Annotated in this window: 28 protein-coding genes and 1 pseudogene; 7 read left to right on the top strand and 22 right to left on the bottom strand. The window is 62.3% G+C overall.

Going from position 1 to position 25,392, the window contains the following annotated elements; genetic code table 11:
- Positions 1 to 37: 37 nt before the first annotated feature.
- The 5 genes and pseudogenes from AC0L3D_RS02435 to AC0L3D_RS02415 form a co-directional block, all read right to left on the bottom strand.
- Positions 38 to 1,003, bottom strand: coding sequence for a phytanoyl-CoA dioxygenase family protein (locus AC0L3D_RS02435; protein WP_473642955.1), 966 nt, complete (start codon positions 1,001 to 1,003; stop codon positions 38 to 40).
- A gap of 258 nt (positions 1,004 to 1,261) precedes the next feature.
- Positions 1,262 to 2,089, bottom strand: coding sequence for an MBL fold metallo-hydrolase (locus AC0L3D_RS02430; protein WP_473626386.1), 828 nt, complete (start codon positions 2,087 to 2,089; stop codon positions 1,262 to 1,264).
- 191 nt (positions 2,090 to 2,280) lie between these two features.
- Positions 2,281 to 3,216 (bottom strand): cyclase family protein, encoded by a 936-nt coding sequence (locus AC0L3D_RS02425; protein ID WP_473626384.1) that lies wholly within the window; start codon positions 3,214 to 3,216, stop codon positions 2,281 to 2,283.
- 153 nt (positions 3,217 to 3,369) lie between these two features.
- Positions 3,370 to 3,656, bottom strand: a pseudogene (locus AC0L3D_RS02420) (type II toxin-antitoxin system Phd/YefM family antitoxin).
- 201 nt (positions 3,657 to 3,857) lie between these two features.
- Positions 3,858 to 4,364: a glycosyltransferase gene (locus AC0L3D_RS02415; protein ID WP_128172258.1), complete on the bottom strand. Its 507-nt coding sequence runs from the start codon at positions 4,362 to 4,364 to the stop codon at positions 3,858 to 3,860.
- A gap of 151 nt (positions 4,365 to 4,515) precedes the next feature.
- On the opposite strand from AC0L3D_RS02415, the gene AC0L3D_RS02410 reads away from it, so the two are divergent.
- On the top strand, positions 4,516 to 5,670 hold the full coding sequence (locus AC0L3D_RS02410; RefSeq protein ID WP_027152303.1) for a PA0069 family radical SAM protein: 1,155 nt from the start codon (positions 4,516 to 4,518) through the stop codon (positions 5,668 to 5,670).
- A 155-nt stretch (positions 5,671 to 5,825) separates the two neighbouring features.
- The gene (locus AC0L3D_RS02405) at positions 5,826 to 6,521 is read left to right on the top strand and encodes a ribonuclease HII (protein ID WP_128167708.1); all 696 of its coding nucleotides are present in this window, start codon (positions 5,826 to 5,828) and stop codon (positions 6,519 to 6,521) included.
- A 161-nt stretch (positions 6,522 to 6,682) separates the two neighbouring features.
- Here the strand turns inward: AC0L3D_RS02405 and AC0L3D_RS02400 are convergent, their stop codons facing one another.
- From AC0L3D_RS02400 to AC0L3D_RS02345, 12 genes are all read right to left on the bottom strand, one after another.
- Positions 6,683 to 7,174 (bottom strand): F0F1 ATP synthase subunit B, encoded by a 492-nt coding sequence (locus AC0L3D_RS02400; protein ID WP_023799395.1) that lies wholly within the window; start codon positions 7,172 to 7,174, stop codon positions 6,683 to 6,685.
- Between the two features lie 10 nt (positions 7,175 to 7,184).
- On the bottom strand, positions 7,185 to 7,784 hold the full coding sequence (locus AC0L3D_RS02395; protein WP_128245596.1) for a F0F1 ATP synthase subunit B: 600 nt from the start codon (positions 7,782 to 7,784) through the stop codon (positions 7,185 to 7,187).
- A gap of 77 nt (positions 7,785 to 7,861) precedes the next feature.
- Entirely contained in the window at positions 7,862 to 8,086 is a 225-nt protein-coding gene (locus AC0L3D_RS02390) for a F0F1 ATP synthase subunit C (protein WP_023799397.1), read from the bottom strand.
- An 81-nt stretch (positions 8,087 to 8,167) separates the two neighbouring features.
- Positions 8,168 to 8,926 carry a F0F1 ATP synthase subunit A gene (locus AC0L3D_RS02385; RefSeq protein ID WP_077381387.1) on the bottom strand — a complete coding sequence of 253 codons (759 nt, stop codon included), beginning with the start codon at positions 8,924 to 8,926 and terminating at the stop codon, positions 8,168 to 8,170.
- 70 nt (positions 8,927 to 8,996) lie between these two features.
- A complete protein-coding gene (locus AC0L3D_RS02380; protein ID WP_023799399.1) occupies positions 8,997 to 9,395 on the bottom strand; it encodes an AtpZ/AtpI family protein in 399 nt (132 codons plus the stop codon).
- A gap of 242 nt (positions 9,396 to 9,637) precedes the next feature.
- Positions 9,638 to 10,822, bottom strand: coding sequence for a cell wall hydrolase (locus AC0L3D_RS02375; RefSeq protein WP_287172039.1), 1,185 nt, complete (start codon positions 10,820 to 10,822; stop codon positions 9,638 to 9,640).
- A gap of 284 nt (positions 10,823 to 11,106) precedes the next feature.
- Positions 11,107 to 11,979, bottom strand: a complete 873-nt coding sequence (locus AC0L3D_RS02370) for an SDR family NAD(P)-dependent oxidoreductase (protein ID WP_373420414.1) — start codon at positions 11,977 to 11,979, stop codon at positions 11,107 to 11,109.
- A 14-nt stretch (positions 11,980 to 11,993) separates the two neighbouring features.
- A complete protein-coding gene (locus AC0L3D_RS02365; protein WP_023799402.1) occupies positions 11,994 to 12,773 on the bottom strand; it encodes a hypothetical protein in 780 nt (259 codons plus the stop codon).
- 10 nt (positions 12,774 to 12,783) lie between these two features.
- Positions 12,784 to 13,371: a protein-S-isoprenylcysteine O-methyltransferase gene (locus AC0L3D_RS02360; RefSeq protein ID WP_031254999.1), complete on the bottom strand. Its 588-nt coding sequence runs from the start codon at positions 13,369 to 13,371 to the stop codon at positions 12,784 to 12,786.
- Between the two features lie 157 nt (positions 13,372 to 13,528).
- A complete protein-coding gene (locus AC0L3D_RS02355; protein WP_031255001.1) occupies positions 13,529 to 14,113 on the bottom strand; it encodes a hypothetical protein in 585 nt (194 codons plus the stop codon).
- Positions 14,114 to 14,251: 138 nt separating this feature from the next.
- On the bottom strand, positions 14,252 to 14,389 hold the full coding sequence (locus tag AC0L3D_RS02350) for an ABC transporter (RefSeq protein ID WP_084646669.1): 138 nt from the start codon (positions 14,387 to 14,389) through the stop codon (positions 14,252 to 14,254).
- 199 nt (positions 14,390 to 14,588) lie between these two features.
- On the bottom strand, positions 14,589 to 15,185 hold the full coding sequence (locus AC0L3D_RS02345) for a L,D-transpeptidase (protein ID WP_023799405.1): 597 nt from the start codon (positions 15,183 to 15,185) through the stop codon (positions 14,589 to 14,591).
- Positions 15,186 to 15,375: 190 nt separating this feature from the next.
- Between AC0L3D_RS02345 and AC0L3D_RS02340 the strand changes: the two genes are divergently transcribed.
- On the top strand, positions 15,376 to 16,134 hold the full coding sequence (locus AC0L3D_RS02340) for an SDR family NAD(P)-dependent oxidoreductase (RefSeq protein ID WP_023799406.1): 759 nt from the start codon (positions 15,376 to 15,378) through the stop codon (positions 16,132 to 16,134).
- A gap of 39 nt (positions 16,135 to 16,173) precedes the next feature.
- Here AC0L3D_RS02340 and der read toward each other — a convergent pair whose 3' ends face one another.
- Both der and AC0L3D_RS02330 read right to left on the bottom strand, forming a co-directional pair.
- Entirely contained in the window at positions 16,174 to 17,604 is a 1,431-nt protein-coding gene (gene der / locus AC0L3D_RS02335) for a ribosome biogenesis GTPase Der (RefSeq protein WP_128167715.1), read from the bottom strand.
- Positions 17,605 to 17,607: 3 nt separating this feature from the next.
- Complete coding sequence (locus tag AC0L3D_RS02330) at positions 17,608 to 18,273, bottom strand: tetratricopeptide repeat protein (RefSeq protein ID WP_419696208.1); 666 nt, start codon at positions 18,271 to 18,273, stop codon at positions 17,608 to 17,610.
- A 299-nt stretch (positions 18,274 to 18,572) separates the two neighbouring features.
- Between AC0L3D_RS02330 and AC0L3D_RS02325 the strand changes: the two genes are divergently transcribed.
- Complete coding sequence (locus AC0L3D_RS02325; protein ID WP_473642953.1) at positions 18,573 to 19,565, top strand: polysaccharide deacetylase family protein; 993 nt, start codon at positions 18,573 to 18,575, stop codon at positions 19,563 to 19,565.
- Between the two features lie 28 nt (positions 19,566 to 19,593).
- On the opposite strand, the gene sbmA is transcribed toward AC0L3D_RS02325, so the two are convergent.
- The 3 genes from sbmA to AC0L3D_RS02310 form a co-directional block, all read right to left on the bottom strand.
- Positions 19,594 to 20,871, bottom strand: coding sequence for a peptide antibiotic transporter SbmA (gene sbmA, locus AC0L3D_RS02320; protein ID WP_027152287.1), 1,278 nt, complete (start codon positions 20,869 to 20,871; stop codon positions 19,594 to 19,596).
- A gap of 122 nt (positions 20,872 to 20,993) precedes the next feature.
- A complete protein-coding gene (locus tag AC0L3D_RS02315; protein ID WP_473642951.1) occupies positions 20,994 to 22,154 on the bottom strand; it encodes a YbfB/YjiJ family MFS transporter in 1,161 nt (386 codons plus the stop codon).
- Between the two features lie 359 nt (positions 22,155 to 22,513).
- The gene (locus AC0L3D_RS02310; protein WP_023799412.1) at positions 22,514 to 22,726 is read right to left on the bottom strand and encodes a hypothetical protein; all 213 of its coding nucleotides are present in this window, start codon (positions 22,724 to 22,726) and stop codon (positions 22,514 to 22,516) included.
- Between the two features lie 97 nt (positions 22,727 to 22,823).
- Between AC0L3D_RS02310 and AC0L3D_RS02305 the strand changes: the two genes are divergently transcribed.
- The 3 genes from AC0L3D_RS02305 to AC0L3D_RS02295 all read left to right on the top strand — a co-directional run.
- On the top strand, positions 22,824 to 23,738 hold the full coding sequence (locus AC0L3D_RS02305) for a LysR substrate-binding domain-containing protein (RefSeq protein WP_473642949.1): 915 nt from the start codon (positions 22,824 to 22,826) through the stop codon (positions 23,736 to 23,738).
- 83 nt (positions 23,739 to 23,821) lie between these two features.
- A complete protein-coding gene (locus AC0L3D_RS02300; protein ID WP_473642947.1) occupies positions 23,822 to 25,078 on the top strand; it encodes an aminopeptidase in 1,257 nt (418 codons plus the stop codon).
- Positions 25,079 to 25,131: 53 nt separating this feature from the next.
- Positions 25,132 to 25,392, top strand: a 261-nt coding sequence (locus tag AC0L3D_RS02295) for a DUF488 family protein, N3 subclade (RefSeq protein ID WP_473642945.1), incomplete at its 3' end; no start/stop codon positions are given.

Below are 25,392 nucleotides of genomic sequence, written 5' to 3'. Positions count from 1 at the left end.
TCAAAAGGCTGTTTCGGGACCAGAATCAGCGCCGAAATCACCGAATGACCGGCTCGCCGTGGAACCGCCGGCGCGAGGGCGACGATACGCCGAAGCCGACTTCCATCATCAGCCGCGGCTTGCGCGTCGGCACGGTGCCCATGTGGAAGCCGAAGGGATCCTCGACGAAGCCCGATCCCGCCTCTCCGGTCAGCGTAATCGGACTCTGCGCGCCGTAGACATTCAGAACCTCTTCCGCGGGATGGCCGACGAGGAGCGTCAACTGGTGCTTGAGGGTGCGGCGGTTGTGGCTGCCGCGGACATAGACATGCGGGCCAGTCTCGGCATCGACCGGATTGAGATAGAAGAAGAATTTCAGCATCCGCCAATCGTCGAGATCGAAATGGTACTTGCCAAGCGACGCCAGGTTCTTCTCGGCGTCGGAGGCGGAGCTCGTCGGAAAGCTCCACCAGACGCGCGTGGTGATCAGCTTCGCCTGGCTGCCGAGATAATGGGCGGCGATGTCGAGAAGCAGCGGATCGCGCTGCACGGTAAGCGCAGCGTTACAGTCGAGGATCCGCTCGAAAAAGTGGCCGCTGAGCAAGGGACGGCCGAAGCGCTTCTCGGCCTCTGCGTGCTTTGCCGGCAGGAACTCCAGCCGACGGTCGAAATTACCGGAGCAAGGCGTGCGCTGCGCGAAGCTGGCGATCTCCTCGTGAATCGACTGCGGCAGCGCAAGTCCGGAAAAGAGCCCGTCCGAGCGGAGCGCGCCGACCACCGCATCACGGTCGATGCCAGTGAACACCGTTTCCTGGACTTCTTGTGCCGGTCGAACCGGTTTTGCGCCACGCCAATGCAACCGCCGCGCCGGCATGGTACGCGCCAGCATGAACATCGGCAGCCATGCCGGGTTCTCGCGAAGGTCCGACAGATAGGTCGGAATCCGCACGGCAATGCGGCGCAGCAGGCTGCCGTTTCGAGCGATCGACTCGAGGCTTGCAGCACCGGATTTGTCAGGGGTCATAAGGATCCTCAGCTGTGAGGGCGGCGCCGACGAAACGTCGGCCGCTCAACGCTCAGGCGTTACCCAAACCCGTCCGCCCGCATCACAGGAATGGTAATCCCCGGCCAGGCCTTGTGCAATGCACAATAAAAGGATCGCCCGGAATCCTTCTGGCAAGCTTGACGGAGCATTAACGCTCGTTGAGTTCGCGACAGCGCGTGATTTGAGCGAGGTGGAGTAGTGAGGCCGCGCACAGCGGAGAAGGCCGCGACGAAGCGGTCAAACCCCGTCGAGGATGATGATCGTCGGCCGGTCGGGCAGCGTCTTCAGTGAGACCGTCAGCGATCGGCCGGAGAGGAATTCCACCGCGAAATCATCGCCCATCCTGCCTGTGAACTCACTGATCGGGGTCGCATGGCGATGCATCGGCAGGATCATCGATGAATAGAGTCGCGCGGTGATTTCGGTCATCCGGTCGAGCGACAGCGTCATGCCGCCGTCGATCGGCACCATGAGGATATCGAGCCGGCCGATGGCGCCGTAATGCGCATCCTCCAGCCGGTGGTGCAGATGGCCGAGATGGCCGATGCAGAGGCCAGCCACTTCGAAAATGAAGATGGAATTGCCGTCCTTGCCGAGATCGCCGCCATTGCGGATATCCGTCGGCACGTTGCGGATATAGACATCATCGACGACAAGCGCGTGGCGCGCCGGACCGCCGTCCGGATTCCAGCCGCGCAACACATATTCGATGCCGGGATCGACATGGTCCGAATAATGGGTGCGGTGGGCCTTGTTCATAGTCACGACGCGCGGCAGAGGTTCAGCGCCATAGACTCCAGAAAAGTCAGTGGCGATCCTGACGCCGGCGGGTGTCTCGATGACGTAGGTCGAATGGCCGGCATAGGTGATCGTAACGTCACCGTCGACGAAAGCCTGGGCCAGCCGAGACGTCTGCGCGTTTGGCGCCGTGAAGCTGGCAAATGTGGCCGACGGCAGCGCTTCAGCGATCGCAACGCATCTCGACGGCGGCGGCTCTTCCTGGGCCGAAGCGGCGAACGGCCAGAAAGCCACAGTCAGCAAAACGGCGGCGGACAGGCGGAGCAAGGCTGTCTCCCGTGGCAGGATTGGCGCTCATGCCACGATAGCGCTAGCAATTGTGATGGCTATCATCGGGACAGTCACGTTTTCGCGAGCGCCGGAGGGCTGGTCGTCTGAACCTTTTGTCCCGACTTGCGCCACAAATCGCGTGGAATGGGACGTGCCACGGCCTGCCGCCCCGATGATATCCTCTACTATCAGGGCGTCGGGCGGAAGACGCCGTTCTCGTCGCGCTTGAGCGGCGCGGTTTGCTGGGGGAGCGGCGCACCAGGCGCTTCGGTGACCGAGACGCCCTCCGTCCAGTCTGCGGGTGCAATCGCGATGTAACGCGCGTAGCCGCCTGACCCGCCGAGCGGCTTGGCAAAGCCGATTGTGACCAACGCACCGGCCTCTGGCACCTTGTCGAGATTTGCGACGCCTTCTGCCTGCGTGAAATCGTTGTGAAGCAGCCAGTGTTCGCCTTCGAGATTGGGCGTGGTGTCGGTGTCGAGCGGCTCATGACCATGGAACAGGATCTTCCGCTCCAGATGCAGGAATTTCAGTGCGTCCAAACTGACGCCTGGAAACGGTTTTTGGTTGAAGCGGGCGGCATCGGACCATTTCTTGTACCAATCCGAACGCACGAAGACGACTGAACCTTCCGGAATGCGGCCGTGCTGCTTTTCCCACTCCTCGATATCGGCGACCTGGAGGTGATAGCCTTCGTCAGTCCGCACCTTGCCGCTGATGTCGATGACGACGAGCGGCCGCACGGCATAGGTGGCCGGCAGGTCGCTGATCGTTGCGCCGAGCGGGTTCCAGTGGGAGGGCGGATCGAGCTGCGTGCCATATTGGTCCGTCGTCAACTCGTAGGCGCTCGCAACAAACCCATGCTTGTCGTAAGTGAACTCTTCGCCGGCCTTGACGTAGCCCTCGATGTCCTTCCCGGCGACAGCCGACTTGAACCTGGCGTTGGCGAAGCCCGGCCATACCGGCTGCACCGGCTCGAAGGCATGGGTCAGATCGATGTACTTGGCCGATTTGAGCGTGTTCTCATAAACCGACCAAAGCGACAACTCCTGCGCCACCGCGATCGTTGGCACTGAGCAAGCGGCTGCCAGCAAGGCGATACGAACGAATTTGGATACATTCATCTGCGATCTCCCCGAAATCTCGCCGAGTATCGCGAGTTTCCCGCAGGACGACAAGCATGTGCATCCCTCCCACGAATATCGCGCCAATGCGGCCCCTCGCGGTGTTGCCAATGCCAGAGATAAGAATAACGAAAGACGTGGCCGACTTTGATTTCAACCGGCAGCATTTTTTGCTGTCAGGCTTTTTGTCCCGTTGAGTTCCTCATTGAGATGGTCGAGACCCGGATCCATTTCGGAGGCTTCGACCGCGGCGATTTCGTCCGCGCTGAGTTCTGCTGTCAACTCGACCGCCGATCGCGCTTCGACAGCCGGACAAAATCTTCGTAAGCCAGCAACACGGTGCGCGGGCGGCCGTTCTTGGTGATGATGACCGGATCGCGGACCGCGGCATCTTGATAGGCTCCGAAGTTTTTCGAGACGGCGGTGACGGTGGTGGTCATCGGCGAGGCTCCTTTGTTCCGGAATATACGGGCTTTACGGGCTTTACGCAGTACACAGAGGTCGGCAACCCGATCCAAGCGTCACATCACCCCGCCTAGGCCCGGATAAACTGCGGTCTCGTAGAAGACGACCTCGGCGGAGAATTACCGCAGCGAACGACGCGACCGTCCCTCGCCCGCTTACCGGCAAAGAAACGACCGTCACTTCACCGGCGCCACCCAGATCTCGGCGTCGAGCCGCTTGGTCGCAAGGCCGCGGGCGATGGCTTCGGCGCTGCGGGCATTTTTCGATAGAGCCGCGGCCTGACGCTTGCTGATCACCAGCCCTTCGGCCAGTGCCCGGTTTCCCGAAAACACTCGCGACAGGAACGGCACGCGGCTGCCGCGCGCCCGCGAGAATCGCGCCGGCATGGTTTGCCTGGCGGTGTGGGCGACGACCTCGTCGATCCAGCCCTCGCCCAACCGCGCGCCCGGCTCCAGCAGCAGCAGCCAGTCGCCCTTGGCCTGCCTGATGCCGGCAGCAATGCCGCCGCTCGCCACATAGAGGCAGCCGGCATGTTCGGCAACGCGGTGCGTCTGGTCGGTCGAGCCGGTGTCGCAGACGATAACGTCGCGCACCACGCCCTCGACCGCGCCGCCGATCAGCGAGGCGAGCGTGCGGGCAAGTCTTTCCTCGTCATTCAGGGTCTGGATGAGAACGCTGAGCATCGTTAGCCGAATAGCGGAAAGCCGGGCACAGCGCCAGTTTTTGCGTCGCTCCATAAAAATGTTCTTGCTTTGTTCCATCGGATAAAATAGGATTATTTTCATGAACAGAGCGATTCGACAGCCAGCCGACAGTCCCTGGGAGAGGGCGAAAATGGAACAGATCGTGCGTGCCGACATTGCTGCCTTCGGGGCTGGAAGAGCCGAGATGGCCAATGCAATGATCGAGCAGAGTGGCGTCCGTATCCGTCCGGAGCGCAATCGCGGCCGGTCCGCCGGCATCAACCCGTCCGGCCGGTTCGAGCCGGTCAGCCGGCATGTGTTCGACGATGGCTGGAATTCGCTTGAGGAGCTGCCGCCGTTCAAGACCGAGGTGCAGGTCGAGAAGCCGCGCACCATCGTCACCCGCAACGAATCGCCCGACATTTCCTTCGACCGCTCGATCAATCCGTATCGCGGCTGCGAACATGGCTGCGTCTATTGCTTCGCGCGGCCGACGCACAGCTTCATGGGCCTGTCGCCGGGACTGGATTTCGAATCGAAGCTGTTCGCCAAGCCGGATGCGGCGCGGCTGCTCGACAAGGAATTGTCGAAGGACGGCTACCAGCCGCGCACCATTGCCATCGGCACCAACACCGATCCCTATCAGCCGATCGAGAAGCAGTACCGGATCATGCGCGAGATCCTCGAAGTGCTGGAGGCGCGTGGCCACCCGGTCGGCATCGTCACCAAATCCGCGCTGGTGACGCGCGACATCGACATTCTGTCGCGCATGGCCGAACGCGGGCTGGCCAAGGTGGCGCTGTCGGTGACGACGCTCGACCGTATGCTGGCCAGAACGATGGAGCCGCGCGCGTCGACGCCGACCAAGCGGCTGGAGGCGATCAGGCAGCTTTCGGATGCCGGCATTCCGGCCTCGGTCATGGTCGCTCCGATCATCCCCGGCCTGACCGATCAGGAGATGGAACGAATCCTCGATTCGGCACGTGCGGCAGGAGCGCGCGAGGCCGGCTACGTCCTGCTGCGCCTGCCGCTGGAGGTCGCGCCGATCTTCAAGGATTGGCTGCTGCGTCATTATCCGGACCGCTACCGTCACGTCATGTCGCTGATCCGCTCGATGCGCGACGGCAAGGATTACGATTCGGAATGGGGCAAGCGCATGAAAGGCTCCGGCCCCTATGCCTGGCAGATCGGCCGGCGCTTCGAGATTGCCGCCAAACGGCTTGGCCTCAACGCCGAGCGGCGGTCGCTCAGGACCGACCAGTTCGTCGCCGCAGCCAAGGCAACCGAGCAACTGATGCTGCTTTGAAGACATCGTCTGCCGCCGACGCCGGCGGCAGATGAAAAAATCCCGTCCGGCCTGTCCTGTCCCCGGGCTTGCAGACGGTGCCCTCCGGGTCCGGTGCCTCACCCGACCCGGAGGGGCTTGCGGAGAATCGGAGCCGATGCGAACCTCGCCGCAACATGGCTCGCGCGCGTTCTGATTCTCCGCTTCTCTTCGAAATCGTTGAGAGACCCGATTTCTCCTTCGAGACGAAGGCGATGGCCGAAGGCCTGTGGCCGGTGGCGGGAATGGACGAGGCCGGGCGCGGCCCACTGGCCGGGCCGGTCGTCGCGGCAGCGGTAGTCCTCGATCCCGCCAACATTCCCGACGGTCTCGACGATTCCAAGCGCCTCAGCCACCTGCAGCGCGAGGCGCTGTTCCTGAAAATCCTCGGCTCCGCTCTTGCCGTGTCGATGGCCTCGGTCAGCGCGGAAGGCATCGATGGCAGCAATATTCTCAAGGCCAGCCTCGAGGCGATGCGCCGCGCCTTGGTCGGGCTCTCGGTGCAGCCAAAGCTGGCCCTGGCCGACGGTCGCGACGTGCCGCCCGGACTGCCATGCGAAGGCAGAGCGCTGATCAAGGGCGACCAGCGCTCGCAGTCGATCGCCGCCGCCTCGATCGTCGCCAAGGTGATGCGCGACCGCATGATGTGCGGCTGCGGCAGCCATCACGCGGATTACGGTTTCGAGCTCCATATGGGCTACGCCACGGTCCGCCACCGCACGGCGATCGAGGTGCATGGACCGGTGGCGCGGCTGCACCGCGCGTCCTTCGCACCGTTCCGGCTTGGCGGAACCGAAGTGCTCGACGAAGAGAGTTTTTCCGGTCTGGATTGAGCACTTTCTCCCCCTTGAGGGGAGATGTCGCCGAAGGCGACAGAGGGGGTCGCCTGGGCTGGCGCGACGCCATCTTGGACGAAGGGGAAGGTTGGCGCTTCACGCGCGGCTACCCCCTCTCGCCTGCCGGCCATCTCCCCTTCAAGGGGGAGATTCTCTCCTTAATTCAGCCTGGACTTGACGTCCTGAAGCGAGGCCTGGAACAGATCGGCGCCCGCCTTGGCGTCAATCTTGGCGGCGAGCAGCGTGCGGGCGGCTTCGACGGCGATATCGACGGCACTGGCGCGCACTTCGCCGATCGCCTCGCGCTCTGCCTGACCGATCTTCTGTTCGGCAAGCGCGGTGCGCCGGGTGACATAGTCCTCGGTCTTCTTGTGCGCTTCGGCAGCCAGCATGTCGGCCTCGCGCTTGGCGGCGGCGACGATGTCGGCGGCCTCCTGCTCGGCTTCCTTGCGCTTGCGCTGGTATTGACCGAGCAGTTGCTGGGCCTCCTCGCGCAGCCGGCGCGCCTCTTCAAGCTCGTTGCTGATCTTGTCGGCGCGGGCGTCGAGCGCCTTGGCGATCAGCTTAGGCACCTTGACGTAGACGGCAATGGCCAGAAAAATGACGAGGGCAACGGTGGCCCAAAGCGTCGCGAGTGATGTGGCGTCCATGATGCGCTCCTCACCGGGCCACGGATTTGACGGCTGCCGCGATCTCGGCCTTGCTGGCCTTGCCGCCGACAAGCGCCTCGACGATAGCCGAAGCCGTGTCCTCGGCGATCGTACCGACTTCCTTCATGGCATTGGCCTTGATGGTCGAAATGCGAGCCTCGGCTTCGCCAAGCTTCTGGTCAAGCGCTGCCTCGACCTTCTTGCGGGCGGCCTCGGCTTCCGCCTTGGCGGCGTCGTTGGCCTGCTGGCCGATCGCATTGGCCTTGGTCTTGGCCTCCGCCAGTTCCTGCTCATAGGCGGCAACGGCGGCATCGGCCTCGCCCTTCAGCCTGGCGGCATGGTCGAGGTCCTGGGTGATGCGGTCGTTGCGGACATCGATGATGCCGGCAACACGCGGCATCACCACCTTCTTCAGGAACAGGTAGAACAGCCCGAAGGTGATCGCCAGCCACAGAAGCTGCGACGGGAATGTCGCCGGATCGAATGGCGGGAACACGCCGTGCGCCTCGGCAGGCACACCGGTGCCGGAATGCGTATCGCCTTCCGTGCCGGTATGGCCGCCTTCGACGGCGGGCGCGGACTCTTGCGCAAAGGCAGATGTCACGAACATGGACTATCCCCTGATGTCAGGCCTGCCGCCGATTTGCGGCCGGCCCTTCCAATTCCCAATGTTAGCCGAACAGGGGCTCAGCCGAACAGGGCCAAAAGCGCGATGAGCAGGGAGAAGATGCCCAGCGCTTCAGTCACGGCGAAGCCGAAGATCAGGCGGCCGAACTGGCCATCCGCGGCCGACGGGTTGCGCAGCGCGCCCGCCAGATAGCTGCCGAAGATGTTGCCAAGGCCAATACCGGCGCCACCCATGCCGAGGCATGCGATGCCGGCGCCGATGAACTTTGCTGCTTCTGCTTCCATGTGTTCAACTCCTTTGGATCTAAAAATTCCGTTGCGATTTCTATCCCGGCAGCAGGGCCGGAAACTCTTGGGTCAACTGGGTCAGTGCCCGGGATGCAGGGCGTCGTTCAGATACATGCAGGTCAGCACGGCAAAGACGTAGGCCTGCAGGAAGGCGACCAGCAGCTCCAGCGCCGTCAGCGCCACGGCCATCGCCAGCGGCAGGACCGATCCGGCAATGCCGAGCGTGCCAAGCGCGCTCAAGCTCACCACGAAGCCCGAGAACACCTTCAGCGTGATGTGGCCGGCCAGCATGTTGGCAAACAGACGAACCGAGAGGCTGACCGGGCGCGAAACGAAGGAAATCACCTCGATCAGCACCACCAGCGGCAGCAGGTAAACCGGCACGCCATGCGGCACGAACAGTTTCAGGAAACCAAGGCCATGCTTCATGAAGCCGTAGACGACGACGGTTCCGATCACCAGCGCGGCAAGGCCGAAGGTGACGATGATATGGCTTGTGACGGTGAAGAAATATGGAAAAAGACCGAGCAGATTGGCAACGAGCACGAACATGAACAGCGAAAATACCAAGGGAAAAAACTTCATGCCTTGGGTTCCGGCCGCGTCCCTCAGCATGTTGCCGACGAATTCGTAGGCCATTTCCGAGACCGACTGAAGACGGCTGGGAACGAGGCTGCGGCTCGAGGTGCTGAGATAGAGGAACGCCGAGGCGACGGCGACGGTCGCGACCATGAAGAGCGCCGAATTGGTGAACGACAGGTCGTAGCCGCCGATCTCGATCGGAATCAGCTTGTTGATATGGAACTGGTGGATCGGATCGACCTTGTCAGCAGCCACTTTATATCCCCATCAAAGCCGCGCGCGGCTTTAGTGTCCTGTTCACTGCGCCGGCAAGCGGCGCCTCAAGTCATTCTTTCGGATCGCGGGCTTTATCGCCCTGCCCGAATTCCGCCATAAGTCCCGCGGAGCGCAGGACATTGAGCACGCCGGCGCCAAAACCGAGCAGCAAAAAAACAATCAGACCCCATGGCGATGTCCCCGCCACACGGTCGATGATCCAGCCAAGACCCGCACCAACCACTATCCCGGCGATGAATTCGCTGGATAGCTTGAGCGCCTGGCCATATCCGGCCGCACTGCCCGCTTTCGCGTCGTCTTTCCCCTCGAGCCGGTCCGGCCGCCTTGTCGCAAGCGATGCTTCAAGGTCGCGCCGGCGGCGCTCAAGATCGTCGTCGCGGATATCGGCTTGACGCTGTTTGCCGCGGCCGGTTTCTCCGGTTCCGTCTGGCCCATTCTTGTCGGCCATCGCAACCCCCTTGCCCGGTCAGATCGTCACCGTCCGTCCGCTCTTAAGTCGCCGGCAACATAGTTAGAGGGTCCCCGCCCGTCAAGCCACGGGCAGGACTTCATCGTCAAGTATTTTTCCCATGAAAATCAATAACTTGCCAGGGTGCGACATCGTGCCCGCTACCGCCGCCGGCGTGTCGCGGCCGAATCCCTGCAGCGACGGGTCTTCGATCGGCCGCGCCCGGGGCCTTGCCGGAGCGCTCAGCTCCAGCCGCCGCCATAGGTGCGATAGAAAATGTGCAGGCCGATCCTGGTCATTTTTTTCATCGTCCGCGCCCAACCCGGGTTGACGTAGTTGGCGTAGTAATGCGTCGACGATCCGACTTCCGGGATGAAGATCTTGCCGGCAGTGACCGCCATGGCGATGTCTTGCGCGGTCTTGTAGTGGGCGGGACTCTGGATGCGCTTCTTCCTGCCGTCGCAAGCGAAGGAAAACTGGCAACGGTTGAACCATTTGTCATTTTGATAGACGACGCCGCAGATCGAGTTCGGATAGGCCGGATTGCGAACGCGATTGAGGATGACCTGGGCGACGGCGGCCTGGCCGCGCACCGATTCCCCGCGCGCCTCGAAATAGATGCCATTGGCGAGGCAAGCCTGTTCCGGCTTCGAGAAGACGCTCGCCGGCAGCGCGGTTTGCATCCACGAATGATCGCCCTTGGCCACCGGCGGAATGAAGCGGCCATCGTTCGGCTGCTCGTCTTGAAGCAAGGCCTCGAAGGGCGAAGCCTGGGCATAGTCAGGCGCGGCCGCTGCGTAGGCGGTCGCCAGGACGTCGGGGCGGTCGTTGTTGACCAGCGAGGCCAGCATGGCCGGCACGCCGGGATCCGGCTTCTTGTCGACGCGCCTATGGAACGCGGCGGCAATCTGGATCTCCTTGCCTTTGATCTCGGGCTTGGCGAATGCCATCTTCAGCCCGCTGTCCATGCTCGGGCGAAGCAGCGAGGAGGTGCGCTCAAACACCGAGCCGGCATTGAAGTTCTTCGGCGGCGCGACCGGCGAGACGATGATGATGCGGCCCTTCTTGTCGGCGCGCATGATGCGGTCCTCGTCGGGCGTCGTGCTGGCCACGCTGCCCTTGCCGCGAAACGACACGGCGCCGATGCCGGGCAACCGGACGCCGGAACCCGAGATCGAGCCGGTGGTGTCGGAATCGAGGAAAGGCATTTCGGCGGCATGGACCGAGCCGGCGACGGATTTCTCGACATAGGCGTTCCAGCGGGCGTTCGGCGCCTTGAGACCGGAAACCAGGCTCGTCATGTCCTGGTAGGCAATGACATTGGGAAAGCCGACCCAGATGCCAAGTCCAACGACCAGAGGAGACAGAAAGGAACGTCTTTTCTCACCGGCGAAAGCGACAAGCCGCTTCAAAACACGTCGATGCACGGAACTCTCCAGAAACGCAACGGACCCCACTGGAGAGGCACGATGATGCATTAACCTTGATGGGGCGTTAACGGAGCTCGACAGCGCCAATCATTTCAAAGGCTTTTGTTGGAAACGGCTCCAACGGTCGCAATACCCGCTCCGCAGAGCGCTGTTCAGAGATGGGGGAGCCTCCTCTCTGCCACCAACATGCTTAACGGCTATGCCACGAACATGCTTAACGGCCCGCCATCGGCGAGCGGTCTCTTGCTTCAATGAGGTTTTTCGGTGGCGAGCTGGTCCGGTCAGGGGATAATTCCCCGAGGGCCCCGGCGCAGCTGGATCTGGCGGGTACCGCAGCATTTCTTGAACTTCATACCTGAACCGCAAGGACATTGATCATTGCCGCCGCGTTGCAGCCGGCCGACCAGGGGCAGCAGCGCTGCGGAAGGCAGGAGCGATGCCGCCAGGGCAGCCAACTTGGCCGAGATTCCCGGCACGACGAGGCGACGACCGGATCTGAACCCTCGCCACGCACGTTCGGCCACATATTCCGCATCCACCTTGGGCAAGACGTTGAAGAGCACCGTCTGATTGGCGCCTGACCTTGCGAGAAACTCCGTCGACACCGGGCCCGGTGCCACGCATGTGACCGTCACACCGGTTCGACGCAATTCCTGGTGAAGCGCCTCTGAGAAGAAGCGCACGAAACCTTTGCTGGCGAAATACAGAGCCATATAAGGTCCGGGAAGGAACCCGGCCACGGAACTGAGATTGAGCACCCCGCCCCGTCGGCGCGCCACCATTCCGGGCAGAAAATGGAGGGTCAGTTCTGTGAGGGAATGTATGTTGAGATCGATGATGCCGAGTTGACCATCAACAGGCAGCGCCGTCGTCGCGCCCCGCAGGCCATAGCCGGCGCTGTTGACCAGGACATCACAGACCAGGCCGTGTGCGGACAGAAAGCCCTCCAGGCGAATTGGCGCATCGCCTGCCACGAGATCCAGCTCGAGCGTGAATACCTCGCCACCCGCCTCCCGAACCTCAGACGCCGCGGCGGCCAAACCCTCGGGCGAGCGGGCAACCAGCACAACCGCGCCGTGCTCCCGTGCAGCGACGCTCGCAATTGCCCGGCCAATTCCACCCGAGCCGCCAATCACGACGACGGCCGGCCGCAATCCACTGTGCGAAATCACGTCGCGTTCCTCTGTCTTGCAGGAGCGGAAACACCCTGACCGAGCAGCACCACTTCATTGGCGACAGTGCCGTTCAAAATCTTTTCGAATCGCTCCAGTGCTCGTGCAACGTTCGCTCCATCCATCACCCGGTGATCGTAGTGGATGCGGACATTCACCGATCCGTCGTTGCCGATCGGACCGTAGTTCAGAAGCGTGGTCAATGGTGTCAGCGGGTTGAGTGATTCCGCACCGAGACCAGAATAGACGGACAGTTGGAAGGTACCGAAGTAATTTGCCCTTTGCCGGGCGATGTTCAACCCTAGCCACATAAGCAGCCACCTGACAGGCGCGGGCGCAGCTGCCATGCGCAAGGCACGCCGGAACTCCGGGACCTCGAGGATCGGCCGTGATCGAGCCGCGTGGATGGACCCCTCAAGTTCCGTGATGGAGTAGCGTTCCGGGCATTTGATGCAGCTCAGCAGAACGGCCGGCTCGCCATCATATTCGCGCTCGTGGGCAATCGAGGCCACGCTTGCCGGATACTCGTAAAGCTGCGGCCAGGGCAATTTGACATAGGCGCGCCGCAGCTCCGGCATCTCCAGGGCGAGAAGCGCATAGCCTTTCAGGAAGATCGCGGTCCACGAGGGCCTGGTCTGCTGCGCCATTCTAGCCCTTACGAGTGGGCCGAGATTCATCTGACGCTGCACCGCGACCCGTGGCACGCCGATCGAAAACCTCATCAGATCGCCAACAAGGCGCCGGGGCGCCGAAAGCTTGATGGCTCGACCTCGCATCAAACGACCTCTAATAAAGATAAGGGACTATTCGCTTGGTCCTTTCCATATAGGCACGGTATTGCGGGCCTAAAGTCTCAAGCATCATACGCTCTTCCTTGTCCACTCTCAGCAGGAAAAGGACGGCGAAACCAATCAAACCGGATATGCCCGCAACCCAGTTCGGCAGCAGAAAGAGCTGGCCGAGCCCCATAAGCAGGAACGAGGTGTACATCGGGTGACGGACCAAGGCGTATGGCCCGGCGCTGACCAGTTCGTGCCGTTCGCGAATCTCGAGCGTGATCGACCAGTTACGGCCAAGTTCCTTGTGGGACATGCGAAAAATCCACAGCGCGGAGCAGAAGATGATGGTTCCGAGCGCCACCGACCACACGCTGGCCGGATGGTCAGCCGCTGCGGGGATGCCGGTGGCGACATAGAAGCCAGGCAGGATCGCCAGGCCAAGGAGAGCCGATGCAAGCCCGACGGTGTCGGAACGCGAGCGGCCGCCAGCTACAATTCGCACGCGCCTTGCCCGGCGCTCGAAGGGATACCGGATCACATACCAGGCAACGAGGCCGATCACCCATATGATCTCGCCAAGTGAAGCTACAGAAATGGTCACTTCAGGTCACCGGAGCCTTTTCTCGATCTGGGACCACGATAAACCGTCGCAACGATGTCAGCGTCCGAATTGTCGACCGAAGACATTCAGAGCGCGCTGCTTTCGGAGTTGACCGGGCGAATGAGGCGAGAGCGGGTTTGCAAATCGCATTTCAACCGCCGTTCATCTCCCGAAGCTTGGTTATGAATTGTTGCGGCCGGAGCCAGGTACCGGGGGTCTTATACCCCATCGATCTGGCGATGTCCGCTACGAATGCGTTGCAGTTGTAGAGTGAGGCGTGCCAAAGCGGAGAGCTGGCCTGCAGCTTTCGTATGCTCGCGACGACTTTCCTATATTCGGCTTCGGTAAGTAAAACGCGCCAGCTTGCCGACCGGTAGGCATCTTCCAGGTCGCCGTCCGTCCACCCGGTCGTGGCTGGCACGGGCGCCACATGGCCGAGAACATAGACATTGGGATCATCGGACTTCGGAGCGAGCCCCGCGACTTCGGGGTTGACCATCCGTCCCGCCTGGTTCAATCGTCCAAAAATCACGTAGGAATGGCCGTAGGTAAGGGCGTACCGGGAGCGGAACTCGATGAAATGCCGTTGGGCCGCGCGCGCCGGCATCGCCGCGGTACTCAGTGCCCGTTCATTGGACACAAAAGTCGGCTGGGGTTTGTTGTCCTGCGACTGACATGACGCCGCGACAAGCGCGAGCAGGGCCACAATTGTTGAACGGCCACTTACAAGCGTCATCTCATCCAGAACTCCGAGGCAGACCTGGTGCCAGCCTATGCCCGCCAACCGCATGTACGCTGCGAATCCGGCCTTGGCCCCTGCATATCGATGGGGAAGGGCCTGGCGGCCCTTCCCCAAATCTCCGAAAGCCGGTGCTTATTTAATCACGGGCTCTTCTACGGCAACGGGTTCCGGCGGAGGAGCCTTCCCCTTTCCTTTACCGATCCCGTTCGCGCAGCCACTCAGGCTGGTAACGGCGAGGGTAGCAACCATTACAATCAACATTCTGCTCATCAAGCAATCCTTTCCCCAGGGGCGGAACAGCCTATAGAATCGCCACAAATAAAAAGATATGCAGCCCAACCAAGTTAGCTGCGATCTACACCAAAGCCTAGTGCAGAAATGACACAGTCGGCATTCGGTTGCAGCCGAAATCCTTGCGGTGACGTGCCGGCAGGGCTCACCATGCAACGGAGATCAGGCCTGCCCACCATCAAACCACCACCACCGTCGTGCCCAAAGGAGTCCGTTCGTAGAGGTCGATGATGTCGTCATTTGTCAAACGGATGCACCCGTTCGATACCGCTGTGCCTATCGTCCATGGCTCGTTTGTACCATGTATCCGGAAGTAGGTGTCGCGCCCGTTGCGATAGAGATAAAGGGCACGCGCACCAAGCGGGTTGTTTGGTCCACCAGGGACCCCGCCTGCATACTTCACCAGGCGAGGCTTGCGCCTCATCATGTTGGTGGTGGGTGTCCACGACGGCCAGTCCGCCTTGCGGGCGACGGTCGCTGTACCCTTGAACGAAAGCCCCTGCTCGCCGACGCCGACGCCGTAGCGCGTCGCCCACCCGTCGCCCTCGACGGCATAGAGAAAACGTTGCGAAGTATCGACGACGATCGTTCCAGGCGGCTCGTTTCCGTCGTACCGCACTTGCTTCCGTCGGAAACGAGGATTGAGGCCATTCCTTGGTCCGAACGCGGATGAAATCGGCTCCGTCACCTGCTGTAACGTCGACGTACACCCGGAGAGCATCAGAGCCAGACTTCCCAGCACGAGCCCCCGGCGCGCAATGTTGTGTTCTTCCATTTCTACCTGCTAGGAAACTGGTCAATCTACCGCCCTTCCTCGTCTCTACCATTGCAAGGCCTGCGGGCCAAGTCTCGCTGTGGGGTGGCAAAATGAATTCACAGGATTGACGAGCGAATTGGAGCGAAACTTCTTGCGATAACCGTCCGCCTCTGTTCGGTTAGGCCACAATGGGCATAGGACAGAGACGATGAAGCCTGACTTCCATGGTAAAGTCGCGATTGTGACCGGCGCAGGCTCCGGAATAGGAGCGGCTGTGTCACGGCAACTCGCGCAAGAAGGAGCCGAAATTGTTGTCGCCGACCTTGATGCCGAGGCCGCGCGCTGCATGGCTGCCGAAATAAGCGCGCAAGGAGGCAGGGCCCACGATTTTGCGGTCGATGTCACGGATGCGGCAGCCGTCGAAAAGCTGATCGAGTTCACTGTCCAGAAATGCGGCGGACTGGATATGGCGGTAAACAATGCCGGCATCGACGGCGTTCGAAAAGCGACGGCAGACTATCCGCTCGACAACTGGCACAGGCTGATGAACGTCAATCTGAATGGCGTTTTCTACAGCATGAAGTACGAAATCGCCGCCATGCTGGATCGAGGCGGAGGCGCCATCGTGAACATGTCCTCAATTCTCGGTTCCGTCGGCTTGCCGACTGCGTCCGCATACACGGCAGCGAAACACGGGGTCGTTGGGCTGACCAAGGTTGCTGCGATTGAATATGCGAGGATGGGCATCCGGATCAATGTCGTTGGCCCCGGCTGGATCGAAACGCCTCTTCTATCGGAGCAAGCGGAGGCATTAGCCAATACCAGGCGCATGGCAGCCCTTCAACCGATGGGCAGGCGCGGCAAACCGGAAGAGGTAGCGGCTCTTGTGTGCTTCCTGTTGTCCGATCAGGCCAGCTTTATCACTGGCAGCTACCATCTGGTCGACGGAGCTTACACCGCCCATTAGCGCGTCGTGGCTGACGCTGGCGCCCAAAAGACGCGGCGCTCAGCGGCGTTTCTTCGCCTTGCCGGCGAACGGATTTTCCGAGGTCCGCAAGGCGATGCGGATCGGCACGCCGGGCATGTCGAAGGCTTCGCGCAGGCTGTTGGAGAGGTAGCGGACATAGGATTGCGGCATCGCGTCCGGCCGCGAGCAGGACACGACGAAGCCTGGCGGCCGCGTCTTGGCCTGGGTGACATATTTGATCTTCAGCCGGCGACCGGCGACGGCAGGCGGCGGATGGTGCGCCAGGATGCCTTCCAGCCAGCGGTTGAGCTTGCCGGTCGAGACGCGGCTGTTCCACACCCTGTGCGTCTTGATGACGGCATCCATCAGCTTGTCGAGGCCGCGCCCGGTCTCGGCCGAGACCGGCACCGCCTGGATGCCGCGCGCCTGCGGCAACAGCCGCTCGGTCTTCTCGCGCAGTTCCGCCAGGAGTTCCTGGGGGTGGTCGATCATATCCCATTTGTTGAAGGCGATCACCGGCGCGCGGCCCTCGCGGATGATCAGGTCGGCGATCTGCAGATCCTGCTTCTCGAAGGGAATGGTGGCGTCGAGCACGATGATGACGATCTCGGCAAAACGGATGGCGCGCAAGCCGTCCTGCACCGACATGACTTCCAGCTTTTCGTGGATCCGGGACTTGCGGCGCATGCCGGCGGTGTCGAACAGTTTCAGGCGGCGGCCATGCCAGTCCCAGTCGACGGAGATGGAATCGCGGGTGATGCCGGCTTCCGGACCGGTCAGGAGCCGCTCCTCGCCGATCAGCGCATTGATCAGCGTCGACTTGCCGGCGTTCGGACGGCCGACGACGGCGATGCGCAGCGGTTTGGTATCGTCATAGCTCGGCTCGGCATCCGGGTCGGTGATGTCCTCGCCGATCAGCACCTCGCTGGCCGCGGCCTCCTCGTCTGCATCTTCTTCTTCGCCGAAGGCGCGCGCCTCGCCCAGTGCTGATATCACCGCATCGCGCAAATCGGGCAGGCCCTGGCCGTGTTCGGCCGAGACCGGGATCGGCTCGCCAAGGCCGAGTTCCCAGGCCTCCAGCATGCCGCCCTGGGCGCCGCGCGCCTCGGCCTTGTTGGCGACGACGACAACCGGCTTGCCGGACTTGCGCACGATCTCGGCGAAGGTCTTGTCGTCAGGCATCAGCCCGGACTTGGCATCGATGGTGAAAAAGATCAGGTCGGCTTCGCGGATGGCGATCTCGGTCTGGGCGCGCATGCGGCCCGGCAGCGTCGAAGCAGCGGCATCTTCGAAGCCGGCAGTGTCGATGACGTCGAAATGCAGATCGTAGAGTTTGGCGGCATGGACGCGACGATCGCGGGTGACGCCCGGCGTATCATCGACAAGCGCCAGCTTCCTTCCCACCAGCCTGTTAAAAAGGGTCGATTTGCCGACGTTAGGCCGGCCAATGATGGCGACTTTGAACGTCATCTGTCACGACACGCCGCCCGACCCACGGATCAGCTCGGACATCAACGTGGCCCGCTCGCGCGCGTTGCGCGGGGCGCTGTCATCCGAGGCAATCTGGTCGAACAGTTTCAGTGCGTCCGTCGCCTTGCCTTCCTTCCAGGCGGCAAGGCCGAGCGCCTCGCGCGCCGTATGGCGCAGCGGATTGGTGTCGGCGGTGAGCGTCTCGACTCGGCTCGAAACATCGGCGAACGAACCGTGGTCGACGAGCAGCAGCGCTGCCCTGAGGCGCGCCATATCGCGGAGGCCCGATGGAATGTGCGCATCGGCGGCGACCTCGTCGAAATCCTTGACGGCGGCGGCGACGTCGCCCTTGTCCGCCTTGACTGTCGCCGCCCGCATGCGGGCGAGCAGCGGATAAGCGCCGTAGCCATCCTTCTCCAGCGCATCGAGGGCCGCCAGCGCTTCGTCGCTCTTGCCTTCATTGGCGAGCTTCAGCGCCTGCGAGAAGGCATCGCCCGAGCGATTGGCGCGGGTCTCGTCCCAATAGCGATAGCCGACGAAGGCGGCGGTGCCGACCACAACCAGTATCGCGAGCGCAAGCAAGGCAGGACCAAAACGGTCCCACAGCGCATGCGCCTGATCGCGACGCATCTCTTCATTGACTTCGCGGATAAAACTGTCGTCCGACATCTCAAAACCATCCTGCCCGCCTCAGGGCGGTTTAGAGCGACGTGCGTCCATGGAAAGTACGCTCTAACACTTTGAATTTGCGCATCGTGTTTCCTGAAAAAAAATCAATTCTGCACTTCAGGCCGATGCGGTAGCCCGCGTTTTAGCGAAATTTTGCCGGCATGGAAGGGGTTCGACCGGAAAATCGGCTAATCGCCGGACAACGATGTAAAGGATGACTGCAAAGGGCGACCGCACCCACGCCACATTTCGCCGATAGCCGGTGCGCGAACCCTCCTCAAAATCCAGATCAGACACTGATGCCTCGTTTGTCCCGCGCTGTTGCGTTATCGATCGCGTCGCTTGCCGCAGCGGGCGCTGCTGTCGCCGACCCGCCAGCGCCGGTAAAGCCGAAGCAGGCCGTCCTCATCTCGTTCGACAGCGCCCGCGATATTTTGCAATGGAAGCGCAGCCGGGCGCTGGCCCGGCGCACCGGCGCCCATTTCACCTACTTCGTGTCCTGCGTCTTCTTGCTCTCGCCAGAGACGCGCAAGCAATACACGGCGCCCGGCAAGGCATCAGGCAAATCCAATATCGGCTTCGCCGCCTCGAAACAGGAAATCGCTGACCGGCTCGAGCAGATAAACCTTGCCGCCTCGGAAGGCCATGACATCGGCAGCCACGCTTGCGGCCATTTCGACGGCAAGGACTGGAACAAGGCCGACTGGCTGAGCGAGTTCGGTTCGTTCAAGCGCATTCTCGAAAATGCCTATTCGATCAACGCTATTACCTCCGAACCCGCAGGCTGGCGCGAAATTGCACGTAAGGCGGTTGGCTTTCGCGCACCCTATCTGTCGGCAAACAAGGCGCTCTACGAGGCGCTGCCAAGGGCGGGCTATTGGTTCGACGCGAGCGGTGTGTCGCGCGGCCCTGCCCGGCCACCGACCAGCGACGGCATCACGCGCTTCTCACTGCCGAAGATTCCGGAAGGTCCTGACACAAGGCCGGTGATCGCGATGGACTACAATCTCTATGTCAGGCATTCCGGCGGCTTCGAGCGGCCGAGCCAGGCGGACGAATTCGCCAACCGGACCCATGACGCCTTTCGCGCCGCCTTCGAAGCGCAATATCAGGGCAAACGCATTCCGCTGGAACTCGGCTTCCATTTCACACTGATGAATGACGGCGCCTACTGGAAGGCGCTCGAGCGCTTTGCCGGCGAGGTCTGCACCAGGCCCGATGTCGAGTGCATCAGCTATCGCGACTATGTTTCGCGCCAACGCCGGCAAAAGTGGGCGTCGGTGGGCGGCTGAACCGAAAGCGCTCGCCGCCCCGTCACTCTCAACTTACTGGCTGATCCTCAGGGCGCAAGCCGGCTCGCTCTCGCTCCAGATAGGCCTGGTCGATTTCCGGCAGCGGCGCCCCTTCAAGTGTCGCCTCGAAGGCGCGCAGGCGCTTGTAGATGGATATCAGCTCGACGATGGTCGGCCAGGAATTCACGAGGTATTGGAACGAAGTGGCGACTTGTGAAAAGGCGGTGACAATCTGCTGGAAAACGCCAAATGTTATCTTGCCGATTGCCAAGGTCGGAACAAGAATAAGCGTGGCGAATACGTTGTCGACTTGAAGGTATAGATAGCGTACCATGTCGAAATAGACATAGTGTGCATAGAGAGTGAAATAGTTCTTGCGAACATTTCTGAAAAGCTCGGCCAGAGTTGGTGGCTGCGCTCGTGCCGTGTCGTCCTCGCCGAGGACAAGTTCCTTGCGCAGCGCGGCTTCAACCCGCTGATTGCGAAATTCCAACCCGGGCAGCCTGACGCCGACGACTGCCAACAAGCCGGTGCCAAACAGCGACCAGGCGATCGCCGCAATGACCAGCGGATAAGGGATTGCTCCGACGATTGGGAGCGTTGAGACATGGAGAGAAAGGGAGGCCAGCAAGGGCAGGAATGCAATCAGGGTCATGATGGAGTCGATAAAGTTCACGCCGAGCCCCTGCATTGTGCCGGAGAAGCGCATCGTGTCGTCCTGAACGCGCTGCGACGCCCCTTCGATATGGCGCAGCCGCGGCCAGTAAGCGGTAAAATAATCGTTCATCGCGGTGCGCCAGCGAAACACATAGTGCCTGACGAAAAAGACGTTCAGGACGGCAATGCTCATATAGACCAGCGCCAAGGACAGAAACTGCCATACTCCGTAGTACAGCTCGGCAGGGGTAACGGAGCCCGGCGTGGTCAGCGCCTTCTGCACCATGTCGTAAAACATGCCGCGCCAGTCATTGAGCGCCACGCTGATCTGCACGATGAAATTGGTGACGAAAATAATCAAACCAGAGCCAAGGATCGACCAGTTTTGCCAGCGATGCGGGGAATACAGCGCCCAGAAAAGGTAGAATACGCCCATACCGGCGAAGAAATATCCGTAAAACCAGAGGAATGCCGGCGTCAGGAATCTTATCGGGCTGATGACTGGTGCTGCCTGCGGGTCGACCGGCGGCATGCCGAGCATCGTGCCAAGGTGCTCGCCGCCGAAAAACCACAGGAGGACGAGCAGAAGGCTCCAGGCGACGGCCGAAGTGAAAAACAACTTCGGCTGCGGGAAGAAGGATACGAACACTGTTAGGAAATCCTCGGTCGATGCGCAAATCAGCGGCGTTGCTGTTCAGCGGGCATAAGGTCACACATCGATCGGAATGAAAATGGCCGGTGCGTGATGCCCGGCACCGAGCAAGACCACAATCATGGCGATTTTGGCGCAGCCGACCAGATGACCGCGCCGGAGACAAGCAGCACGGCGGCGGCCACGATCGATGCGAGGAAGAAGTCGCCCGAGGCTTCGGCAAGCAGGCCGGCGACGATCGGACCGATGATCTGACCGAGGCCGAAGGAGGCCGTCATCAACGCCAGGATCCGGCGTGGCGCTTGCGGGGCAAGCTGCCTTCCGGTCTGAAGGCCGAGCGCGGTGATGGCGATGAAGGTGCCGCCAAGCAGAAACCCGCCGAGCAGCGGCCCAATGTGTCCGCCCATGGTGACGCTCGCGCTGACGCCGACCACCTCGACGAGGCACCCCCAGGCATAAGCCCGGTAGAGCCCGATCTTTGCCGCGATCTTCTGCCACAGCCAGACCGAGGGAATTCCGGCAAGGCCGGTGACCATCCACACCACGGCCTCGAAGACGCGGCCGCCGCCGCCCTGCCGGACGATGGCGACCAGGAACGTCGCCGTCACGATATAGCCGAAGCCGAACAGCCCGTAGGCGACGATGATCTTCACCAGCGCGCGGTCCTTTGGCAGCGCCGGTTCGCGACCATCGGCGCCGTTGGCGGTCGCAGTGCTGCCGAGCAGCAGCATCACGACGGCAATGGCGCAGGCCGAGATCGCGGCGGACCAGAACCAGCCCGCCGGCCAACCGGCATGTCCGGTGACGAGTATTGCCATCAGCGCCGAGGACGCCGCTATGCCAAGGCCGACGCCGCCGAAATGCAGCGCCTGCAGGTCGTTTCGGCCGACCGCGGCCAAATGACCGAAAACGATGCTGGACATGAACACCAGGACGAAGGCGCTGGCCACACCGGCAAGAAAGCGGATGACGAGAAAGGCCGCCATCGTGTCGGCCAGGCCCATCAGCCCGGTGAGGACTGCGGTGGCGGCAAGACCGGCCAGCATCAGCAGGCGCTCGAGACCGTGCGCCCAGCCGCCGACGGCTGCGAGCGCGCCAACGAGATAGCCGAGATAGTTGGCGGACGCGATCCAGCCGGCATCGGCCGGCGTCAGGCCAAGTTCCTCCATCATGCCGGGCAGGATCGGCGTATAGACGAAGCGGCCGATGCCCATGGCGACGGCCAGGGCAATCATGCCGGCGAAGGCGAGGCGCAAAGGGGACGGCGAAGCGGCTTTCATTGCGGTGCACAATAGGTGCACGAGCGGGTGAGACAATCCGCCTTTTATTGGGCCAGGGCGGGTTGCAAGGACCGTATCCGAGCGCCGCGGCGGTACAGAACGAACGTCGGCGATGCTTCGCGCCCCCCTCTGCCCTGCCGGGCATACCCACGAGGGGGGAGATCGGCAGCTTCGGCGCCAGCTCTCCTTCTTCAACTTCTGGAGATTTGGCGAAAGCGGAGATGAAAGCCAATCTCCCCCCTCGTGGGGGAGATGTCCAGCAGGACAGAGGGGGCGCTGTCCCGCGAACGTTTCCGCAGCGACCGCCCGCAGTCCTTTTCGGGTCTAATTAAAGTCAAATCCTCTGTGTGCGGAGGATTTCAGCCGCAGCCGACCTGGCCAGTGCCCGTCTCGTAGGCCGTGCGCCGGGCTGTCATTCGGAATGGCAGGTCGCCGAGTTCGCGCTCCGACATGGTGTCGAGCACAGGATGCGACAGCGGATCGGTGGCCCATCGGGTGGCCTCGCTTTCATGCGACCGGCTTTGCCGCGCGCCGGCAGCGGAAAAGACCCCGAGCAGTGACAAAATCTTCATCGTATTTTTCCTCCACAGGTCTGCTTGTTCCTTAAAATTTGCCGTTCCTCCCCGCATTTCAATTGAGATTTCAACCGTGCCGGTTTAGAAAAACTGTATGGCCATGCTGAACCGCGTCCACCTCAACGGCCTGCGCGCCGTGGAAACCGTCGCCCGCCTGGGATCGCTTTCGGCTGCGGCGAGCGAACTCAACGTGTCCGCCAGCGCCGTCAGCCAGCAGGTCAAGCGGACGGAAGCGCAACTTGGCCAGGCGCTGTTCGAACGAACGGCAAGCGGTCTGGTGCCGACCGAATTCGGCACCGTCTTCACCGCCCGGCTCGGGGCAGGTTTCCGCGAGCTCGCCCAAGCCGTGGCGCTCGCCGATGAGGCCTCCGAATGCACGCTGGTGGTCTCGGTCGCGCCGGCCTTTGCCTCGAAGTGGCTGCTGCCTCGACTGTCACGTCATTTCGCCCGGCATCCGAATGTGCTTTTGCGCATCGACGCCTCGGTGCGGATTGCCGATCTCGATCGCTCGGACATCGACATCGCCATCCGGCTTGGCGACGGCAAATGGCCGGGCGTGCGCGCGCAACTGCTGCTGGCGCAGGAAGTCTTCCCGGTCTGCGCCCCGGCGATCGCCGACAAACTGAAATCGATCGAAGATCTTGCGTCGACCTGCGCGATCACCGACGAAAAAGCGATGATCAGCTGGGAAAGCTGGTTCGAGGCGGCCGGGGTGAAGCCGGTCAGCTTCCTCAAGGGCGCGCGCTTCACCGACCCGATGCTGTGCCTGGAATCGGCGATCGCCGGCCACGGCGTCATGCTCGGCTGGCAATTGCTGACGGCTGATGCTCTCGCCGACGGCCGGCTGGTCGCGCCGTTCGGCGTCCGCGCCGAGAGCGGGCTGGGCTACTGGCTGGTGACCTCGGCCAGCAAGAGCGAGAGCCGCAAGGTGCGCGATTTCAAGATCTGGATCCGCAAGGAGATCGAGGCGACGATGGCGCAGTTCGGCGCGCTCGCCGGCGCGGCCTGAGCAGGCCCGGTCGATCACGGTGGAAAGACCGATGGCACCGGTCTATGTAAGAACCAGGCTCCCACATCGCGACAGGCAGGATCATGACCACACATTCGCGCGGCGTTTCCGCAACGATCGACCCGGTGAAGCTCGACAGGCTGGCAGAAGTCGCCATCAAGGTCGGGCTGCAATTGCAACCGGGGCAGGACCTGGTGCTCACATCGTCGATCGCAGCGCTGCCTTTGACGCGGCGGATCGTCGAGCACGCCTACAAGGCCGGCGCCGGCCTGGTGACGCCGATCTTCAACGACGACGAGATGACGCTGGCACGCTTCCGCTACGGCGCCGATGCCGGTTTCGACCACGCCGCCGGCTGGCTTTACGAGGGCATGGCCAAGGCCTTCGCCAACAATGCGGCGCGGCTGGCCGTGCGCGGCGAGGATCCGTCGCTGCTGTCGGCGCAGGATCCGGCGAAAGTGGCGCGCGCCAACAAGGCGAACTCGATCGCCTACCAGCCGGCACTGGAAAAGATCACCGGCTTCGACATCAACTGGAACATCGTCGCCTACCCCGACCTGGCCTGGGCCAGGCAGGTGTTTCCGGGCGATAGCGACGACGTCGCGGTGGCGAAGCTCGCCGACGCGATCTTTGCCGCCTCACGGGTCGATGTGGACGACCCGATCGGCAACTGGAAGGCGCACAATGCGGCGCTTCGCAGCCGCACCGAATGGCTGAACGGCCATAATTTCCATGCGCTGCATTTCACCGGACCCTGCACCGACCTGACCGTCGGCCTGGCCGACGGCCATGAATGGATGGGCGGCGCCTCGACTGCCAGGAACGGCATCACCTGCAACCCGAACATCCCGACCGAGGAGGTTTTCACCACGCCGCATGCAAGGCGCGTCGAAGGCCATGTTACGAGCACCAAGCCGCTGTCGTATCAGGGCACGCTGATCGACGGCATTGCGGTGCGTTTCGAGGAGGGACGCATCGTCGGGGCCAGGGCCAGCCGCGGCGAGGGTGTGCTGAAGAAAGTGCTCGACACCGATGAAGGCTCGCGCCGGCTCGGCGAGGTCGCCCTGGTGCCGCATTCCTCGCCGATCGCGGCGAGCGGCCTGCTGTTCTTCAACACGCTGTTCGACGAGAATGCCGCCTGCCATATCGCGCTCGGCCAGTGCTATTCGAAGTGCTTTGTCGACGGCGCCTCGCTCACTCCCGACGAGATCGCGGCGCGCGGCGGCAACAAGAGCTTCATCCATATCGACTGGATGATCGGTTCGGACAAGGTCGACATCGACGGCGTCGGCAAGGACGGCAGCCGCGTGCCGGTGATGCGCAAGGGCGAGTGGGCTTAGGGGCGAGTGGGCGTAAGCAGCCGCCAGCAAGCCGTCATGGCCAGCAAGGCGACATGGCCAGCAAGACGACATGGCGGCCAACCCCGGAGTTGGCAATGAAACTCGATATCAGGGTCAAGCGCATCTACGAGCCGCCCTCGCCTGGCGATGGGCAGCGGGTGCTCATAGATCGCCTATGGCCGCGGGGGGGGCGCCACGAAGACCCCCCGCCGCCGCGATTGGGGGAGATAAAAGCGCCCAGCCCGGCATTTGGCCAAAGGTTGGGGCCCGCGCCCCCCCGCGGGCTGGGATTACACCCCCCCGATAGCCGCGGG

It is taken from the genome of Mesorhizobium sp. WSM4837 (assembly GCF_055811435.1).
Note: the sequence above shows the minus strand (reverse complement) of the source record. Positions and strands in the feature narration are given on the sequence as shown.

Coding starts and splice junctions, on each gene's coding strand:
- AC0L3D_RS02435 (WP_473642955.1), bottom strand. CDS start 1,003: ATGACCCCTGACAAATCCGGTGCTGCAAGCCTCGAGTCGATCGCTCGA.
- AC0L3D_RS02425 (WP_473626384.1), bottom strand. CDS start 3,216: ATGAATGTATCCAAATTCGTTCGTATCGCCTTGCTGGCAGCCGCTTGC.
- AC0L3D_RS02415 (WP_128172258.1), bottom strand. CDS start 4,364: ATGCTCAGCGTTCTCATCCAGACCCTGAATGACGAGGAAAGACTTGCC.
- AC0L3D_RS02410 (WP_027152303.1), top strand. CDS start 4,516: ATGGAACAGATCGTGCGTGCCGACATTGCTGCCTTCGGGGCTGGAAGA.
- AC0L3D_RS02405 (WP_128167708.1), top strand. CDS start 5,826: ATGGCTCGCGCGCGTTCTGATTCTCCGCTTCTCTTCGAAATCGTTGAG.
- AC0L3D_RS02400 (WP_023799395.1), bottom strand. CDS start 7,174: ATGGACGCCACATCACTCGCGACGCTTTGGGCCACCGTTGCCCTCGTC.
- AC0L3D_RS02395 (WP_128245596.1), bottom strand. CDS start 7,784: ATGTTCGTGACATCTGCCTTTGCGCAAGAGTCCGCGCCCGCCGTCGAA.
- AC0L3D_RS02390 (WP_023799397.1), bottom strand. CDS start 8,086: ATGGAAGCAGAAGCAGCAAAGTTCATCGGCGCCGGCATCGCATGCCTC.
- AC0L3D_RS02380 (WP_023799399.1), bottom strand. CDS start 9,395: ATGGCCGACAAGAATGGGCCAGACGGAACCGGAGAAACCGGCCGCGGC.
- AC0L3D_RS02365 (WP_023799402.1), bottom strand. CDS start 12,773: ATGCGAGGTCGAGCCATCAAGCTTTCGGCGCCCCGGCGCCTTGTTGGC.
- AC0L3D_RS02355 (WP_031255001.1), bottom strand. CDS start 14,113: ATGACGCTTGTAAGTGGCCGTTCAACAATTGTGGCCCTGCTCGCGCTT.
- AC0L3D_RS02350 (WP_084646669.1), bottom strand. CDS start 14,389: ATGAGCAGAATGTTGATTGTAATGGTTGCTACCCTCGCCGTTACCAGC.
- AC0L3D_RS02345 (WP_023799405.1), bottom strand. CDS start 15,185: ATGGAAGAACACAACATTGCGCGCCGGGGGCTCGTGCTGGGAAGTCTG.
- AC0L3D_RS02340 (WP_023799406.1), top strand. CDS start 15,376: ATGAAGCCTGACTTCCATGGTAAAGTCGCGATTGTGACCGGCGCAGGC.
- der (WP_128167715.1), bottom strand. CDS start 17,604: ATGACGTTCAAAGTCGCCATCATTGGCCGGCCTAACGTCGGCAAATCG.
- AC0L3D_RS02330 (WP_419696208.1), bottom strand. CDS start 18,273: ATGTCGGACGACAGTTTTATCCGCGAAGTCAATGAAGAGATGCGTCGC.
- AC0L3D_RS02325 (WP_473642953.1), top strand. CDS start 18,573: ATGCCTCGTTTGTCCCGCGCTGTTGCGTTATCGATCGCGTCGCTTGCC.
- AC0L3D_RS02315 (WP_473642951.1), bottom strand. CDS start 22,154: ATGAAAGCCGCTTCGCCGTCCCCTTTGCGCCTCGCCTTCGCCGGCATG.
- AC0L3D_RS02310 (WP_023799412.1), bottom strand. CDS start 22,726: ATGAAGATTTTGTCACTGCTCGGGGTCTTTTCCGCTGCCGGCGCGCGG.
- AC0L3D_RS02305 (WP_473642949.1), top strand. CDS start 22,824: ATGGCCATGCTGAACCGCGTCCACCTCAACGGCCTGCGCGCCGTGGAA.
- AC0L3D_RS02300 (WP_473642947.1), top strand. CDS start 23,822: ATGACCACACATTCGCGCGGCGTTTCCGCAACGATCGACCCGGTGAAG.